The organism is Bradyrhizobium sp. (genome assembly GCF_030646015.1).
Lineage (GTDB): Bacteria > Pseudomonadota > Alphaproteobacteria > Rhizobiales > Xanthobacteraceae > Bradyrhizobium.
Genome location: NZ_JAUSLT010000039.1, coordinates 35,029 through 53,028 on the forward strand (window position 1 = coordinate 35,029; position 18,000 = coordinate 53,028).

At 64.5% G+C, this 18,000-nt stretch carries 14 protein-coding genes; 3 read left to right on the forward strand and 11 right to left on the reverse strand.

Annotation, left to right across the window (positions count from 1 at the left end):
* Positions 1-17: 17 nt before the first annotated feature.
* From lpdA to Q7T45_RS06045, 11 genes are all read right to left on the reverse strand, one after another.
* Complete coding sequence (lpdA, locus tag Q7T45_RS05995) at positions 18-1,421, reverse strand: dihydrolipoyl dehydrogenase (protein ID WP_304868735.1); 1,404 nt, start codon at positions 1,419-1,421, stop codon at positions 18-20.
* 35 nt (positions 1,422-1,456) lie between these two features.
* Entirely contained in the window at positions 1,457-2,206 is a 750-nt protein-coding gene (locus Q7T45_RS06000) for an SDR family oxidoreductase (RefSeq protein ID WP_304868737.1), read from the reverse strand.
* Positions 2,207-2,298: 92 nt separating this feature from the next.
* Entirely contained in the window at positions 2,299-3,543 is a 1,245-nt protein-coding gene (gene odhB / locus Q7T45_RS06005; protein WP_304868739.1) for a 2-oxoglutarate dehydrogenase complex dihydrolipoyllysine-residue succinyltransferase, read from the reverse strand.
* Between the two features lie 161 nt (positions 3,544-3,704).
* Positions 3,705-6,668 carry a 2-oxoglutarate dehydrogenase E1 component gene (locus tag Q7T45_RS06010; protein WP_304868741.1) on the reverse strand — a complete coding sequence of 988 codons (2,964 nt, stop codon included), beginning with the start codon at positions 6,666-6,668 and terminating at the stop codon, positions 3,705-3,707.
* Positions 6,669-6,800: 132 nt separating this feature from the next.
* Positions 6,801-7,685: a succinate--CoA ligase subunit alpha gene (gene sucD / locus Q7T45_RS06015; RefSeq protein WP_304868743.1), complete on the reverse strand. Its 885-nt coding sequence runs from the start codon at positions 7,683-7,685 to the stop codon at positions 6,801-6,803.
* 37 nt (positions 7,686-7,722) lie between these two features.
* Positions 7,723-8,202 carry a DUF1579 family protein gene (locus tag Q7T45_RS06020; protein ID WP_304868745.1) on the reverse strand — a complete coding sequence of 160 codons (480 nt, stop codon included), beginning with the start codon at positions 8,200-8,202 and terminating at the stop codon, positions 7,723-7,725.
* A gap of 4 nt (positions 8,203-8,206) precedes the next feature.
* Positions 8,207-9,403 (reverse strand): ADP-forming succinate--CoA ligase subunit beta, encoded by a 1,197-nt coding sequence (gene sucC / locus Q7T45_RS06025; RefSeq protein WP_304868747.1) that lies wholly within the window; start codon positions 9,401-9,403, stop codon positions 8,207-8,209.
* Between the two features lie 174 nt (positions 9,404-9,577).
* Positions 9,578-10,546, reverse strand: a complete 969-nt coding sequence (gene mdh, locus Q7T45_RS06030; RefSeq protein ID WP_304744191.1) for a malate dehydrogenase — start codon at positions 10,544-10,546, stop codon at positions 9,578-9,580.
* A gap of 172 nt (positions 10,547-10,718) precedes the next feature.
* Positions 10,719-11,903: a cell division protein ZapE gene (gene zapE, locus Q7T45_RS06035; protein WP_304868750.1), complete on the reverse strand. Its 1,185-nt coding sequence runs from the start codon at positions 11,901-11,903 to the stop codon at positions 10,719-10,721.
* 220 nt (positions 11,904-12,123) lie between these two features.
* Complete coding sequence (gene thpR, locus Q7T45_RS06040) at positions 12,124-12,660, reverse strand: RNA 2',3'-cyclic phosphodiesterase (protein ID WP_304868752.1); 537 nt, start codon at positions 12,658-12,660, stop codon at positions 12,124-12,126.
* 135 nt (positions 12,661-12,795) lie between these two features.
* Positions 12,796-13,512, reverse strand: a complete 717-nt coding sequence (locus Q7T45_RS06045; RefSeq protein WP_370691216.1) for an arylesterase — start codon at positions 13,510-13,512, stop codon at positions 12,796-12,798.
* Here Q7T45_RS06045 and Q7T45_RS06050 point away from each other — a divergent pair.
* The 3 genes from Q7T45_RS06050 to Q7T45_RS06060 all read left to right on the forward strand — a co-directional run bounded on the left by Q7T45_RS06050 (position 13,511) and on the right by Q7T45_RS06060 (position 17,938).
* Positions 13,511-14,248 (forward strand): ABC transporter ATP-binding protein, encoded by a 738-nt coding sequence (locus Q7T45_RS06050; protein ID WP_304868753.1) that lies wholly within the window; start codon positions 13,511-13,513, stop codon positions 14,246-14,248. The genes Q7T45_RS06045 and Q7T45_RS06050 overlap by 2 nt on opposite strands.
* Positions 14,245-16,839 carry an ABC transporter permease gene (locus Q7T45_RS06055; RefSeq protein ID WP_304868754.1) on the forward strand — a complete coding sequence of 865 codons (2,595 nt, stop codon included), beginning with the start codon at positions 14,245-14,247 and terminating at the stop codon, positions 16,837-16,839. Before Q7T45_RS06050 ends, Q7T45_RS06055 begins: the two co-directional genes overlap by 4 nt.
* Positions 16,840-17,122: 283 nt before the next feature.
* Positions 17,123-17,938 (forward strand): Bax inhibitor-1/YccA family protein, encoded by an 816-nt coding sequence (locus tag Q7T45_RS06060; protein WP_304868756.1) that lies wholly within the window; start codon positions 17,123-17,125, stop codon positions 17,936-17,938.
* The last annotated feature ends 62 nt before the right edge of the window (positions 17,939-18,000 follow it).

Consider the following 18,000-nt stretch of genomic DNA (forward strand, 5'->3'; position numbering starts at 1 on the left):
GCCCGGCCGGGCGCAGATCACATATGGATGGCGCGTTTGCCGACCGCAAGCGCGGCTTCCTTGACGGCTTCCGAGCGGGTCGGATGGGCGTGGCAGGTGCGCGCCAGATCCTCGGCGGAACCGCCGAACTCCATCAAGACGCAGGCCTCATGGATCAATTCCCCGGCTTCGCGGCCGATGATGTGCACACCGAGCACCCGATCGGTCTTCGCATCTGCGAGAATTTTCACGAAGCCATCCGTGGTCTGGTTGACCTTGGAACGGCCGTTGGCGGTGAATGGGAACTTGCCGACCGTATAGGCGACGCCGGCCTGCTTCAGCTCTTCCTCGGTCTTGCCGACGGACGAAACTTCCGGGGTGGTATACACAACGCCTGGAATAGCGTCGTAGTTCACATGCCCGGCTTGCCCTGCGAGAATCTCGGCGCAGGCGACGCCTTCGTCCTCGGCCTTGTGCGCGAGCATCGGGCCCGCCACGACATCGCCGATCGCATAGATGCCCTTCACGCTGGTGGCGAAATGCAAATCGATCTGGACGCGGCCGCGATTGTCGAGCGCGACGCCAGCTTCCTTCAGGCCGAGGCCCTCGGTGTAGGGAACGCGCCCGATGCAGACCAGCACCACGTCGGCTTCGAGCTTTTCGGCAGCCCCGCCCGCGGCCGGCTCGACGCTGGCCGACAATGTCTTGCCCGAGGTATCGACGCCGGTGACCTTGGCGCCGAGCTTGAACGCAAAACCCTGCTTTTCGAGAATGCGCTGGAACTGCTTTGCCACCTCGCCGTCCGTGCCGGGCAGGATGCGGTCGAGGAATTCCACCACGGTGACTTTCGCGCCGAGCCGGTGCCACACCGAGCCGAGTTCGAGCCCGATCACGCCGGCGCCGACGATCAGCAGGCTCGAAGGCACCTTGTCGAGCGACAGCGCGCCGGTCGACGACACGATGCGCTTCTCGTCGATCTCGATGCCCTTCAGCCGCGCGATATCGGAGCCGGTGGCGATCACGATGTGTTTGGTCTCGACCACCTGCGTCTTGCCGTCGCCGCCTGACACTTCCACCTTGCCGGTGCCGAGCACCTTGCCCTTGCCGTGGATGACGTCGATCTTGTTCTTCTTCATCAGGAAGTCGACGCCCTTGACGTTGCCGTCGATGCCCTGTTGCTTGAAATTCATCATCGCCGGCAGATCGAGTTTCGGCTCGGACACGCTGATGCCCATTTTGGCAAACGAGTGCCCGGCCTCCTCGAACATTTCAGAGGCATGCAGCAGCGCCTTCGACGGCATGCAGCCGACATTGAGACAGGTGCCGCCGAGCGTGGCGTTCTTTTCGACCACGGCGACCTTCATGCCGAGCTGCGCCGCACGCACCGCGCAGACATATCCGCCGGGGCCGGTGCCGATGATAACGAGATCGTAGGAAGCCATGGTTGAAGTCCTGTAGCTAGGATGTGTGACAGCTATTAGCGCCCGCCCGACACATCAAGCGTGGTACCGGTGACGTAGGAGGCTTCGTCCGACATCAGCCAGACGACGGCATTGGCGATTTCTTCCGCCTTGCCGACACGCTTCATCGGTACCATCGGCGCAAGGCGCTGCGCCCGATCGGGCTCGCCGCCGGAGGCGTGAATGTCGGTATCGATCAGGCCCGGGCGAATGCCTGCAACGCGAATGCCGTCGGTGGCGACCTCGTGGCTGAGACCGATGGTGAGGGCATCGATCGCGGCCTTCGAGGCGGCATAATCGACATAGGTGTTGGCCGAGCCGAGCCGCGCGGCGACCGAGGAAATGTTGATGATGACGCCGCCCTTGCCGCCGAATTTGGTCGACATCCGCTTCACCGCCTCGCGCGCGCACAGTATCGCACCGGTGACGTTGACCGCCATCACTTCCTGAATCCGCTGCGCCGTCATGTCCTCGACACGCACACCGCTCTTGCCGACGATGCCGGCATTGTTGACCAGCGCACCAAGCGTGCCAAAACCGTCCGCGGCCTTGAACAGCGCGAGGATGTCACTCTCGTGACCGACATCGCATTTTACGGCGATGGCCTTGCCGTTCTTGCCCTCGATCATGCCGACGACCTCATCGGCCGCCGCCTTGTTGCTGGCATAACCGACCACGACACGATAGCCGCGCGCGGCGGCCGCTATCGCGGTGGCGCGGCCGATGCCACGGCTGCCGCCGGTGATGATCACCACTTTGTCGGTCAAGATTTACCCCCCTCGCTCACCATTCCCGCCCGACTGTCAGCGCCAGCAGGACTGCGACGCCGCGTTGAAGCGGCAGCCGGTTGCGGAATGCGTCAGAGATCCAGCACCAGCCGTGCCGGATCTTCCAGGCTTTCCTTGACGCGGACCAGGAACGTCACCGCTTCCTTGCCGTCGATCACGCGGTGATCGTAGGACAGCGCCAGATACATCATCGGCCGGATCTCGACCTTGCCGGCGATCGCGACCGGGCGCTCCTGGATCTTGTGCATGCCGAGAATGGCGGATTGCGGCGCGTTCAGGATCGGCGTCGACATCAGCGAACCGTAGATGCCGCCATTGGTGATGGTGAAGGTGCCGCCCTGCATCTCGTCGATCTTGAGCTGGCCGTCGCGGGCGCGGCGGCCGAAATCGGCGATGTTCTTTTCGATATCGGCGATCGACTTGTTATCGCAGTCGCGCACGACAGGCACCACCAGGCCCTTGTCGGTGCCGACAGCGACGCCGACGTGATAGTAATTCTTGTAGATCAGGTCGGTGCCGTCGATTTCGGCATTGGCGGCCGGGATATCCTTCAGCGCCTGCACGCAGGCCTTGGTGAAGAAACCCATGAAGCCGAGCTTGGCTCCGTGCTTCTTCTCGAACACGTCCTTGTACTGGGCGCGCATCGCCATGATGTGGCTCATGTCGACCTCGTTGAAGGTCGTCAGCATCGCGGCGGTGTTCTGCACGTCCTTGAGGCGGCGCGCGATGGTCTGGCGCAGCCGCGTCATCTTCACGCGCTCCTCGCGCGCGGCATCGTCGGCCGGCGATGGCGCCCGCACCTGCACCGCGGCGGCCGGCTGATTGACCGGGGTCGGCGCCGAAGCCGCCTTCTCGATCGCAGCCAGCATGTCGCCCTTGGTCACCCGTCCATCCTTGCCGGAGCCGGGCACCGTGGCGGCATCGACGCCGCTCTCGGCGGAAATCTTGCGCACTGACGGCGCCAGCGGCGCGTCTGATGGCGCAGCTTTTGGCGCAGCCGCAGGGGCTGCGGCAGCGGGCGCCGGTGCAGCAGGTGCGGCAGCCTTGGCGGGCGCCGCGGCGGGCTTGGCGGCAGCGACGGCGCCGTCATTGATCTGGCCGAGCAGCGCGCCGACCGCAACGGTCTCGCCGTCCTTGGCGATGATGTCGCCGAGGGTGCCCGCGGAAGGCGCCGGAACCTCGATCGTGACCTTGTCGGTCTCGAGTTCGACCAGGGGTTCATCGACCGCCACGGCGTCGCCGGCCTTCTTGAACCAGCGGCCGATGGTGGCCTCGGTCACGGACTCGCCGAGTGTCGGAACGCGAATTTCAGTCATCGTTTTGCTTCCTCAATAGTCGCTTCTGCTGTCGTCGTCCGCCTTGTGCGCGATTGCGCACGGAGGCGGACGATCCAGTAATCCGTGACGGTCCCGATTGAAGGAGGCAGCGCGGTTACTGGATCCCCCGCTTTCGCGGGGGATGACGAATGAAAGTTTGTTCAGCCCAGCGCGTCGTCAAGAAACGCCTTGAGCTGCGCCAGATGCTTCGACATCAAACCGGTGGCGGTCGCCGCCGAGGCCGCACGTCCGGCGTAGCGCGGACGCTTGTTCGGCGCGTGGATCTGGTTCAGCACCCATTCGAGATAGGGCTCGATGAAATGCCACGCGCCCATGTTGCGCGGCTCTTCCTGGCACCAGACCAGTTCGGCGCCCTTGAAACGCGCGAGTTCGTGCACCAGCGCCTTCAGCGGCACCGGATAGAGCTGCTCGACGCGCATCAGATAGATGTCGTCGATGCCGCGCTTTTCGCGCTCCTCGTACAGATCGTAATAGACCTTGCCCGAGCACAGCACGACGCGGCGGATCTTGTCGTCCGGCACCAGCTTGATCTTCTCGTCCGGCAGCATCGCCGCGTCATCGTAGAGCAGCCGGTGGAACGTGGTGTCGGCGCCGAGTTCGTCGAGCCGTGAGACGGCGCGATTGTGCCGCAGCAGCGACTTCGGCGTCATCAGGATCAGCGGCTTGCGGATTTCGCGATGCAGCTGACGCCGCAGCACGTGGAAGAAGTTGGCCGGCGTGGTGGCGTGGACCACCTGCATGTTGTCTTCGGCGCACATCTGCAGGAAGCGTTCGAGCCGGGCAGAGGAATGTTCCGGTCCCTGCCCTTCGTAGCCGTGCGGCAGCATGCAGACGAGGCCGGACATGCGCAGCCATTTGCGCTCGCCCGAGGAGATGAACTGGTCGAACAGCACCTGGGCGCCATTGGCGAAATCGCCGAACTGCGCTTCCCAGACCGCCAGCGCCTTCGGCTCCGCCAGCGAATAGCCGTACTCGAAGCCGAGCACCGCTTCTTCCGACAGCAGCGAGTTGATGACTTCGTAATGGCCCTGATCGACGCCGAGATGATTGAACGGCGTGTAGCGGCTCTCGTCTTCCTGATCGATCAGCACCGAGTGCCGCTGCGAGAAGGTGCCGCGCTCGGAATCCTGTCCCGACAGCCGGACATGATGGCCTTCCTCCAGCAGCGTGCAGAACGCCAGCGCCTCGCCGGTCGCCCAGTCGATGCCGACGCCGTTGTCGATCGCCTTGGCACGGTTTTCCAGGAACCGCTGCACCGTGCGATGGACCCGGAAGCCGTCGGGCACCTTGGTGATCCTGCGGCCGATATCCCGGAGAACCTCGACATCGACGCCGGTGACGCCGCGGCGCGGATCCTCTTCCTGGTCGGCCGACTTGAACCCGGCCCATTTGCCGTCGAGCCAGTCGGCCTTGTTGGGCTTGTAGCCCGAGCCGGCCTCGAGCTCGGCATCGAGCCTGGCGCGCCAGTCGGCCTTGGCCTTCTCGACCTCGCCCTCGGTGATCACGCCTTCGGCGATCAGCCGCTTGGAGTAGATCTCGACCGTGCCGGGATGCGTCGCGATCTTCTTGTACATCACCGGCTGGGTGAACGCCGGCTCATCGCCTTCGTTATGGCCATGCCGGCGGTAGCAGAACATGTCGATAACGACCGGTTTGTGGAATTTCTGCCGGAATTCGATCGCCACCTTGGCGGCGAACACCACCGCTTCCGGATCGTCGCCGTTCACATGGAAGATCGGCGCGTCGATCATCTTCGCCACGTCCGACGGATAGGGCGACGAGCGCGAATAGCGCGGATAGGTGGTGAAGCCGATCTGGTTGTTGACGATGAAGTGCAGCGAACCGCCGGTACGGTAGCCCTTCAGGTCCGACAGCGCGAAGCATTCCGCCACCACGCCCTGTCCGGCGAATGCGGCGTCGCCATGCATCAGCATCGGCAGCACCGAAATGCGCATGTCCGGCGGATCGCCATGCTGGTCCTGCTTGGCGCGCACCTTGCCGAGCACCACGGGATCGACGATCTCGAGATGCGAGGGGTTGGCGGTCAGCGACAGATGGATCTTGTTGTTGTCGAACTCGCGGTCCGACGAGGCGCCGAGATGATATTTGACGTCGCCGGAGCCTTCGACCGCGTCCGGATTGGCGGAGCCGCCCTTGAATTCATGGAACAGCGCGCGATGCGGCTTGCCCATCACCTGGGTCAGCACGTTGAGGCGGCCGCGATGCGGCATGCCGACCACGATTTCCTTCACGCCGAGATTGCCGCCGCGCTTGATGATCTGCTCCAGCGCCGGAATCAGCGATTCGCCGCCGTCGAGGCCGAACCGCTTGGTGCCGGTGAATTTGACGTCGCAGAATTTCTCGAAGCCTTCGGCCTCGATCAGCTTCATCAGGATGGCGCGACGCCCTTCGCGGGTAAAACTGATTTCCTTGTCCGGGCCCTCGATGCGCTCCTGGATCCAGGCCTTCTGCGCGGCGTTGGTGATGTGCATGAACTCGACGCCAAGGGTCTGGCAGTAGGTGCGTTCGCAGATCGCGACGATCTCGCGCAGCGTCGCATATTCGAGGCCGAGCACGTGATCGAGGAAGATCTTGCGGTCGTAATCGGCCTCGGTGAAGCTGTAGGACCGCGGATCGAGCTCCTCGCGGTCGCGCGCCGGCTCGATCCCGAGCGGGTCGAGCTTGGCGTGGAAGTGGCCGCGCATGCGGTAGGCGCGGATCAGCATCAGGGCGCGGACCGAATCGCGGGTGGCCTGATGGATATCGGCCGCCGTCAACTCGCTGCCTTTGGGCTGCGCCTGCGCCTTGGCGACGAGCTTGGCGCCGACGGCCTTTTCGACCTGCGCCCAGTTCCCGTCGAGCGCGGAGGTCAGGTCGTCGCGCGGCGTCAGCGGCCAGTTGTCCCGGCCCCAGGACGGCCCGTCCGCGTTCTTTTGCGCGTCGGCGGGAGCGTCCTTCAGGCTCTTGAAGAAGGCCTGCCAGTCGGCGTCGACCGAATTGGGGTCCTTCTCGTAGCGGGCGTAGAGATCGTCGATATAGGGAGCATTGGTGCCCTGCAAAAACGAGGAGAGGGCAAAGGCGGCGTTCGCATCTTGGCGAGACATAAGGGCGTCCTGGTGATTTTCGAGCGCATGGAATACGGCGCAACGGCCGATCCGGGCACCGGATCAGCCTGATAGGGCACCTTTTACCCTATTTAGGGCGAATGTTCGCCCCGAAAAGAACCAAGGATTGAATTAAGACTTCAACTTTTCGACAAGAGTCTTGCCGAGCCGCGCCGGGGACGGCGAGACCGTGATTCCGGCCGCTTCCATCGCGGCGGTCTTGGAACCGGCGTTGCCCTTGCCGCCAGAAATGATGGCGCCGGCATGGCCCATGCGGCGGCCGGGGGGAGCGGTAACACCGGCGATGAAGCCGACCATCGGCTTGGAGCGCCCGCGCTTGGCCTCGTCCCGGATGAACTGGGCGGCGTCTTCCTCGGCGGAACCGCCGATTTCGCCGATCATGACGATCGAGGTGGTCTTGGGGTCGGCCAGGAACATCTCCAGCATGTCGATGAATTCGGTGCCCTTGACCGGGTCGCCGCCGATGCCGACCGCGGTGGTCTGCCCCAGGCCTTCCTGGCTGGTCTGGAACACGGCTTCATAGGTCAGCGTGCCCGAGCGCGAGACGATGCCGACATTGCCGGGCTTGAAGATGTTGGCCGGCATGATGCCGATCTTGCATTCGCCCGCGGTCATCACGCCCGGGCAATTCGGCCCGATCAGCCGCGACTTCGATCCTTCCAGCGAGCGCTTGACCCTGACCATGTCGAGCACCGGGATGCCCTCGGTGATGCAGACGATCAGCGGAATTTCCGCATCGATGGCTTCGCAGATCGCATCGGCCGCACCCGGCGGCGGCACGTAGATCACGCTGGCATCGGCGCCGGTCTTTTCCCGCGCCTCGGCCACGGTGTCGAAAACAGGCAGATTGAGATGCACCGATCCGCCTTTGCCGGGCGAAGTGCCACCGACCATCTTGGTGCCATAGGCGATCGCCGCTTCCGAATGGAAGGTGCCGTTCTTGCCGGTAAACCCCTGGCAAATGACTTTCGTATTCTTGTCGATCAGAATGGACATGACTGGATTTGCTTTCGCGGACGGCGGGTCAAAGGGATCAGTGGATGCGCCGGTAAACGCCGGTGAGCACGTCGGCCCAGCCTTCCGCGTCAGGCGAGAACTGGATTTTCATGCTGTAGCTGTTGTCGTCGATGATTTCATAGACATGGCGCGCATTGCCGCGCAGCGAGCCGCGCACCAGGATCAGGGTCTTGCCGGTCCAGCCGCCGGAGGCCGGCGACGGCGGGTAGTAGCCGAGCGAGTCGTGCCAGAACAATTTGTAGAGCCGGTCTTCGCGGTCGTAGGTGAACACGCCATGCGTCGCGAAGGTCTCCGCGCCGTCGCGGGTCTGGCGGGTGTCCTGGATCAGGTAGAAGCCGTTGAGATCGATGCGGGCGGTGACGTGCGACGTGGCTGGTCCGCCGGCGGTCCAGCGCGACGGATACACCATCTCCTCGCCGGACCACTCGCCCGCGAACGCCGCGAGCTTGCGATGCTCCTCGAGCGGCGTCGGTGCGGCGAGATGGTCCTGGGCCATCGGATCAGGCTCCCTTTACGGCCTTGACGATTTTCTGCGCGGAGTCGTCGAGATTGTCGCCGGTCAGCACGTTGAGCCCGGAATCGGCGATGATCTTCTTGCCGGCCTCGACGTTGGTGCCTTCCAGCCGGACCACCAGCGGCACCTTCAGACCGACTTCCTTCACCGCCGCCACCACGCCCTCGGCGATGACGTCGCATTTCATGATGCCGCCGAAGATATTGATCAGGATGCCCTTCACGTTGGGATCGGCGGTGATGATCTTGAACGCCGCGGCGACCTTGGTCTTGTCGGCGCCGCCGCCGACATCGAGGAAGTTCGCCGGCGCCATGCCGTAGAGCTTGATGATGTCCATGGTCGCCATCGCGAGGCCGGCGCCGTTGACCATGCAGCCGATGGTGCCGTCCAGCGTGATGTAGTTGAGGTCGTATTTCGACGCCTCGATTTCCTTGGCGTCTTCCTCGGTCTCGTCGCGCAGCGCCACGACTTCGGGATGGCGGTACAGCGCGTTGCTGTCGAACGATACCTTGGCGTCGAGCACGCGAAGTTCGCCCTGTTTCGTCACCACCAGCGGATTGATCTCCAGCATCGCCATGTCCCTGGCGACGAACGCGGTATAGAGCTGCCCCACCAGCTTTCCCGCCTGTTTGGCCAGATCGCCGGTCAGGCCGAGCGCTTTCGCGACGGTGCGGCCGTGATGACCCATGATGCCGGTGGCGGGATCGACCGAGAAGGTGATGATCTTTTCGGGACTGTTATGGGCAACGTCCTCGATGTTGACGCCGCCTTCGGTGGACACCACGAACGCCACCCTTGAGGTTTCGCGGTCGACCAGGATGGACAAATAGAACTCCTTGTCGATCTCGGAGCCTTCCTCGATGTAGAGCCGGTTGACCTGTTTGCCAGCCGGTCCGGTCTGGAGCGTAACCAGCGTCGCGCCCAGCATCTGCTTGACGAACTGGTTGACGTCGGCGGCGGACTTGGTGACGCGCACGCCGCCCTTGTCGCCGGCGGAGGCTTCCTTGAATTTGCCTTTGCCGCGTCCCCCGGCGTGGATCTGGCTCTTCACCACCCAGACCGGGCCGCCGAGTTCGTCGGTGGCGAGGTCGGCGTCGGACGCCTTGAGGATGGCGACCCCGCGCGGCACGTTCACGCCGAATTCGCGCAGCAACGCCTTGGCCTGGTATTCATGGATGTTCATCTGGACGTTCCCCGAATCCTCGTGCGGTGAATTTGGAATTCACCCGCTTTTGCCATCTGGCATACCATATACCACGGCCACTGCAAATCCAAAATGCTCCGGAAATCCCGGCGCCTGTGACGCGCCGGATTCCGGGGGCCGCCTTCAGGCGAACCCCGGACAATCCAGACGGGATCAGCGGCCGAGCAGATCCGGCGCGATCTTCTTGCAGGCATCGACCAGACCCTGCACCGCGCCGACCGACTTGTCGAAGGCTTCGCGGTCCTTGCCGGCCAGCTCGATCTCGACAATACGCTCGACACCCTTCGATCCGATGACAACGGGCACGCCGACATACATGTCCTTCACGCCGTATTCGCCGTTGAGATAGGCCGCGCAGGGCAGCACGCGCTTCTTGTCGCGCAGATAGCTCTCGGCCATCGCGATCGCGGAAGCCGCCGGGGCATAGAATGCCGAGCCGGTCTTCAGGAGGTTGACGATCTCGGCGCCGCCATTGCGGGTGCGGTCGACGATCTCGTCTATCCGCGCCTGCGAGGTCCAGCCCATCTTGACCAGGTCGGGCAAGGGAATGCCGGCCACGGTGGAATATTTCACCAGCGGCACCATGGTGTCGCCATGGCCGCCCAGCACGAAGGCGGTGACGTCCTCGACCGAGACGTTGAACTCGTCGGCCAGGAAATAGCGGAAGCGCGAGGAATCCAGCACCCCTGCCATGCCCACCACCTTCTTGTGCGGCATGCCCGAGGCCTTCTGCAGCGCCCACACCATGGCGTCGAGCGGGTTGGTGATGCAGATGACGAAGGCGTCGGGGGCGTATTTCTTGATGCCGGCGCCGACCTGCTCCATCACCTTGAGATTGATGCTGAGGAGATCGTCGCGGCTCATGCCGGGCTTGCGCGGCACGCCGGCGGTGACGATGCAGACCTTGGCGTTGTCGAGCGCCTCATAGGAATTGGCGCCGGTGAAATGCGCATCGAAACCGTCGACCGGTGAGGATTGCGCGATATCGAGCGACTTGCCCTGCGGCACGCCCTCGGCGATGTCGAACATCACGACGTCGCCGAGCTCTTTCAGGCCGATGAGATGAGCCAGTGTTCCGCCGATCTGACCGGAGCCAATCAAAGCAATCTTGTCACGCGCCATGGGAAATCTGTCCTGTAAAGGTCAAGGAGGAGGGGTAGAGAAGCTGGATGGCTGGTTATCCCTTTCGCGGGACCCGTTCAAGTCAACCTATGCCCAATTATCGGCCCTGCCTTGATTTCGGTCAGGGGTATACCAGAGCCGCCCTATCCCACCGGCACCGCCATGGCGGGCGTTAGGTTTCCACCAATCCGGTGCTCGACCCGCTCGCCGCGGAATCCTTGTGGCCGTGGGGCAGCGCAAGATAGGATTCCGAACTCATTTCAATCAGCCGCGACGACGTCCGCTTGAACTCGTTGGCCTCATGGCCTTCGGTCGCGGCATACAGCGACAGCGGATCGGCCTCCGCCGAGGCCATCAGCTTCACCGCGTTGTCATAGAGCGTGTCGATCAGCGTGATGAAGCGCTTGGCGGCGTTGCGATCGGCGTAGCCCATCACCGGGATGCTATCGATCATGATGGTGTGATAATCGTGCGCGAGCCGCAGGTAATCGGAGGCCGCCAGCGGCTTCTCGCAGATGTCCGCGAAGGAAAACCGCGCCACGCCATGCGCCGAACACGGCACATGCAGCTTGCGGCCCTTGATCGCGATATCGCGCGGCCGGCATGGCGCATTGCCGGTCATCTTGATCCAGGCCCTGTCGAGCGCATCAGCGGCGTCGTGATCCGCCGGCACCAGCCACATCTTCACGCCTGCGAGTTTTTCCAGCCGGAAATCGGTGCGGGCGTCGAGCCGCAGCACGTCCATATGCTTGGCGATCTGCGCGATGAAGGGCAGGAACAGCGCCCGGTTGAGGCCGCCCTTGTAGAGATCCTCGGGCGCGACGTTGGAGGTCGCCACCACCACGGTGCCGAGCTCGAACAGTTTTGAGAACAGGCGGCCGAGGATCATCGCATCGGCGATGTCGGTGACGTGGAATTCGTCGAAACACAAAAGCCAGGCCTCGTCGAAAATCGCAGCTGCGGTGAGCCCGACCACATCGCCGTCGGAGATCTCGCCGCGCTTGATGTTCTGGCGATAGCCGTAGATCCGTTCATGCACCTCGGCCATGAATTCGTGGAAATGGGCGCGGCGCTTGTGCCGCACCGGGCTGTGCTGGAAAAACAGATCCATCAGCATGGTCTTGCCGCGCCCGACTTCGCCATGGACATAGAGGCCGCCCGGCGGCGCCTCGGCCTTGTCGGCGAACAGCCGGCCGAACAGGCTCTGCTTGCGCAGCGGCTTGTAGCCGGTCAGCCGCGCCTCGAGGTCCGCGAACGCTTCGGCGGCCTCCGCCTGCGCAGCATCGGCCTCGATCGCGCCCGAGGACACGAGGCTCTGATAATGGCTACGGAACGAGGCGTCGGGCGGAGACAGCATGGCCCCCTTACGGCCCTAGCGGGAGCAAAATTGCAAGCCGTGAAATGGTGTGAGGGGTATGCGCGATCCCGTGTCCCGGACGCGGTGCAGCGTTCTTCACGATGCACCGCAGAGCCGGGACCCATCTCTATCTGTCTGGTGGATCAGTCAGGGCCCCGGCTCTGCAGCGCATCACGCCGAAGGCGGCGCGCCGCGCTGCGTCCGGGGCACGCGACCGACCTCACGCGCTCAGCGCGTAGGAATCCTCGACCACATAGGGGCCGCCGCCGGTGGAGGCGCGCGAGGAGAACAGCACGAAGCGCGACGCCGTGAACACCCGCGTCGGGAAATAGCCGCGCACCGACAGATAGTCGGCGACGTCCTGGTTGGAGGCGTCGCGCAGCCGCGCCAGCGTCACATGCGGGGTGAACTTGCGGCCCTCGGGGTCGAGCCCGATGCGCTGCATCAGGCGTTCCAGCTCGGCCTGCAGTTCGATCAGGGGGCGGCTCGGCACCACCGAGGCGACCACCGCGCGCGGCTTCTTGCCACCGAAACTCTGCAGGCCTTGCAGCGCGACCTCGAACGGCTTGCGGTTGATGCGAAACAGCAGCGAGGCGATTTCATTCGCCGCGACGCCGTCGATATCGCCGATGAAGCGCAAGGTGACGTGATAATTTTCGGGGTCGATCCAGCGCGCGCCCGGAAGGCCGCCGCGCAAATTGGAAAGCGTCTGGCCGATCTCGGCCGGGATTTCCAGTCCAGTGAACAAACGCGGCATCGCACGACTCCCGATGCAAGAAACCCGGTATCGAATCACCGATGGCTATTTTTACCGTAGGAATGTGACTCTGCGAAGCATCCGGCGCGAGGACCTGAGAAAACTCCTGTGCTTAAGGTTATCGCTGCCTGTTTTTCAACTGGGTTGCCCTGTTATCGCGCCCAGAAATGCCTCCACCGCGGGCAGGATGTTCTTGACGATGACGTCGATCCCTTCCGCGGTGGGATGCAGCCCGTCCGGCTGATTGAGCCTGGCCTCGGTGGCGACGCCCTCGAGGAAAAACGGATACAGCGGCACGCCGAACTGCCTGGCGATATCGGGATAGATCGCGTTGAAGCGGGCCGAGTAGTCGGCCCCGTAATTCGGCGGCGCCAACATCCCGCACAGCAAAACCGAGATCCCGCGCGCCTTCAGCCGCGTCAGGATGTCGGCCAGGGCCGATCGGGTGACCTTGGGATCGACACCGCGCAGCGCGTCATTGGCGCCGAGCTCGAGAATCACCGCCTGGGTTCCCTCCGGCACTGACCAGTCGAGCCGGTCGCGGCCGCCCGAAGTGGTGTCGCCGGAAACCCCGGCGTTGATCATGTCAACGGCTATCCCTTTGGACTGCAAGGCCTTTTGTAGCCGCGCCGGGAATGCCGCGGGGGCCGACAGGCCAAGGCCGGCACTGAGCGAATCACCCAAAACGACCATCTTCACCGGCGTGGTCTCCCGGGCTGCCGTGGCTTGGGCAGCGGCTTGGGCAAAGGCCGTGGCCGGCGCCAGCAGCAGCAGGCTCAACACGAGCATGTGCGCGAACATGCGCTGTGCCCCCTCGACCTGTCGCAAGGAAGTGCCATATGAGCGGACCATGGACAGTCTCATCAAACCCTCATCGCTGGCCGGCCTCGCGCCGGACACCATTGCCATCTCGAACGTCAACCTCTCGCTCGGCACGGGCGCGGCGCGCGTTCATATCCTCAAGGATATCAGCCTGCGGGTCGCTCCAGGTGAAGCGATCGGCCTGATCGGCCCCTCCGGTTCAGGAAAATCCACCCTGCTGATGGTGATGGCGGGATTGGAGCGTCCTGACAGCGGAGAGGTGGTGGTCAGCGGCACCCCGTTCAATGCCCTCGACGAGGACGCGCTGGCCCGCTTTCGCGGCCGCCAGGTCGGCATCGTGTTCCAGTCGTTTCATCTGATCCCGACCATGACGGCGCTGGAAAATGTCGCGGTGCCGCTGGAACTCGCCGGCAATCCCGATGCGTCCCGGCGCGCGGCGCAGGAGCTGACATCGGTCGGTCTCGGCGACCGGCTGCATCATTACCCCACCCAATTGTCCGGTGGCGAACAGCAGCGCGTCGCACTGGCCCGCGCGCTGGCACCCGATCCGGCGATTCTGGTAGCCGACGAGCCCACCGGCAATCTCGACGAAACCACCGGCAAGCAGATCGTCGATCTGCTGTTCACCAAGCATGCCGAGCGCGGCATGACCCTGGTGCTGGTGACCCACGATACCTCACTGGCGCAGCGCTGCGACCGCGTGGTGCGGCTGCGCTCCGGCCGGATCGACAGCACCCAGCCGGCCGATCGCGAAGCCGCTTCATGAGTCTGGTCAGGACCGCCGAGAGTATAGCCGCCGAACCCGCCTCCGGCGGCAGCCGCGGGGCTTCGCTCGCTTTGCGTTACGCCCTGCGCGAACTGCGCAGCGGCCTGCGCGGCTTCTATGTGTTCATCGCCTGCATCGCGCTCGGCGTGATGGCGATTGCCGGGGTCGGCTCGGTGGCGGCGAGCCTCGGCGACGGACTGGCGCGCGAGGGCCGCACCCTGCTCGGCGGCGATGTCGCCTTCTCCCTGATCCAGCGCGAGGCCAAGCCGGACGAAATCGCGTTTCTGCGATCGCGCGGCGAAGTATCTGTCGCGGCGACGCTGCGCGGCATGGCGCGCACCGGCGATGGCCGCCTCGCTTTGGTCGAGCTCAAGGCGGTGGACGGCGCCTACCCGATGCTCGGCGAGCTGACGCTCCAGCCGAAATTGCCGGTGGCGGATGTGCTGGCGGAGCGGGATGGTGCGTTCGGCGCGGCCGCCGATTCGATTCTGCTGGCGCGGCTCGACCTCAAGATCGGCGACCGCATCTCTGTCGGCAATGCGACATTCCAGATCCGCAGCGTGGTCTCATCCGAGCCGGACAAACTGGCCGGCGGCGTCGGTCTGGGCCCGCGGTTCCTGGTCAGCGAAGCCGGCCTGCGCGCCACCGAATTGCTGCAGCCGGGCAGCCTGGTGCGCTGGATCTACCGGGTAAGACTGCCCGATAATGCCGCCGATGATCGCGCCGCGACCGCGCTCGCCAATGATGCGCGAAGCACCCTGCCCGAGGCCGGCTGGGAGATTCGCAGCCGCGGCAACGCCTCGCCGCAACTCGAACGCACCATCAACCGCTTCACCCAGTTCCTGACCCTGGTCGGCCTCGCCGCCCTGCTGGTCGGCGGCGTCGGGGTCGCCAACGCCGTCAAGAGCCATATCGATCGCCGCCGCGACGTCATCGCCGCCTTCAAGGCGCTGGGCGCCACCGGCCGCGACGTCTTCACCATCTATTTGACCCAGGTGGTCGTGCTCGCCACCGTCGGCTCGGTGATCGGCCTTGTCGCCGGCGCGGCGCTGCCCTTCGCCATCGTGGGCGTGTTCGGCAAGCTGTTGCCGTTGCCCGTGGTGCCGGCGCTGCATCTCGATGAACTCGCGCTGTCGTTCGTCTACGGCCTGTTGACCGCGCTCGCCTTCGGACTGTGGCCGCTCGGCCGGGTACATGACGTCCCGGTAGCGGCGCTGTTCCGCGAGGCGGTCAGCAGCGAATGGCATCGCCCGCGCTGGGGTTATCTGGTGCTGATGGCTGCCGTGATCGCGCTGCTGATCGCGGTGGCGATCGGGCTGGCCTATGACAAGCGGGTCGCGGCGGTGTTCGTGGCCTCCTCGATCGTGGTGTTCGCGCTGCTGCGCGGCATCGCTGCCGGGCTGATGGCGCTGGCGCGGCGCCTGCCGCGCACCCGCATCACCATGCTGCGGCTGGCGATCGCCAATATCTACCGGCCCGGCGCGCTGACGCCCTCGGTGGTGATGTCACTCGGCCTCGGCCTCGCGGTGCTGGTCACCATCACCCAGATCGACGGCAATCTGCGGCGGCAATTCCTGGCGGCATTGCCGGACCGCGCGCCGTCGTTCTATTTCATCGATATTCCCACCGGCGAGTCCGGGCGCTTCGACGCCTTCCTGAAGCAGACCGCGCCGCAATCGACCGTCGAGGACGTGCCGATGCTGCGCGGCCGCATCGTCGGCGCCCGCGGCGTCAAGGCCGAAGACCTCAAGCCCTCGTCCGATATCGCATGGGTGCTGCAGAGCGATCGCGGCCTGACCTATACCGGCGAGATCCCCAAGGGGTCCAAGGTGGTCGAGGGCCAATGGTGGCGCGCCGATTATGCCGGCCCCCCACTGGTCTCGATCGAGAAAAAAATCGCCGACGGGCTCGGGGTGACGATCGGCGACGAGATCGTCGTCAATGTGCTCGGCCGCGACATCAAGGCCACCATCGGCAATATGCGCACCGTGGACTGGCAGGGCCTCGGCATCAATTTCGCGCTGGTGTTCTCGCCCAACGCCTTCAAGGGCGCGCCGCATACCCATATCGCGACCCTGACCGAGGCCCATCCGGACCCGGCCGGCGATGCCCGGATCGTCAAGGCGGTGGCCGACGCCTTCCCGATGGTGACCAGCGTGCGGGTCCGCGAGGCGCTGGAAACCATCGGCACTGTCGTGACCAATCTGGTGCTGGCGATCCGCGGCGCCAGCACCGTGACCCTGATATCGGCCATTCTGGTGCTGGGCGGCGCGCTGGCCGCCGGCCACCGCCACCGGGTCTACGACGCCGTCATTCTGAAAACCCTGGGCGCCACAAGGGCGCGGCTGCTCGGCGCCTACGCGCTGGAATATCTGATGATCGGCTTTGCCACCGCGATTTTCGGGGTGATCGCCGGTTCCGTTGCCGCCTGGCTGATCGTGACCCGGCTGATGACCCTGAGCTTCATCTGGCAGGCCGGCAGCGCCGCGGGCGTGGTCGTGGCAGCGCTGATCGTGACGGTAGGCCTCGGGCTGCTCGGTACGCTGCTGGCGCTGAACCAGAAGCCGGCTACCGTGCTGCGGAACTTATGACAAATTGAAGCAGGCGGCCCGCAGGGTTAACGCGGGGCGGCGAAGCCCCTGTTATCCCGCGTTGAAGACTCGCCAGCAGCGGGTACCGCCTGATAACATGCCGCAGGGCGACATTCAGCCGCGCATGGAAGCTTGCGATGAATGTGTTAGTTTCCCACATGCCAATCGGGTCGGACGCCGGCTTGTTGACGCAAATGAGTGTCACAGGTGACGGTATCTGAGATAGTTTCTAGCTGGCGCCGCAAACCCTTGCTGCGCCGGGCCAACCAACGGGAATTCGACAATGTCGGACCTAGACCGCAACTACGCTTCTCCTTTCGGCCGGGCCGCCGGGCGCATTGACGCTGCGACCGTCGACGCCGGTCTGCGCTCCTATATGCTGAGCATCTACAACTATATGGCGATCGGCCTGGCCATCACCGGCCTTGCCGCGCTCGGTGTCTATAAATTCGCCGTCACCAGCGACATGGCCGAGGCGTTCAGGTCGGCAACCGGTGCGGCCTTCCGGGTCGCCGAAGGCCAGTTCCTGACCTCGTTCGGCCACATGATGTTCGCAAGCCCGTTGAAATGGGTGTTCATCCTGGCGCCGCTCGCCATGGTGTTCGCGATCTCGTTCGGCATCAACCGGCTCAAGCCCGCCACGGCACAGCTGATGTTCTGGGCGTTCGCCGCGCTGATGGGCATCTCGCTGTCGTCGATCTTCCTGGTGTACACGCACACCTCGATCGTGCGGGTGTTCTTCATCACCGCGGCCACGTTCGGTGCGCTGAGCCTGTACGGCTACACCACCAAGCGTGACATGAGCGGCATGGGCTCGTTCCTGATCATGGGCCTGTTCGGCATCATCATCGCGAGCGTGGTCAACATCTTCCTCGCCAGCTCGATGCTGCAGTTCATCGTGTCGGTGGTCGGCGTGCTGGTGTTCGCGGGCCTCACCGCCTGGGATACCCAGCGGCTGAAGAACGAGTACATCTACGGCTACGCCTCGGAGGGCGGTGAAGTGGCGGAGCGTGCGGCGATTACCGGCGCATTGTCGCTCTACCTGAACTTCATCAACCTGTTCACGCTGCTGCTGCAGTTGCTCGGTCAGCGCGACTGACCGCTCGCTCAGGCGAGTAATTCGAGCCCCGGCCTCACGGCCGGGGCTTTTCTTTTTCTTCC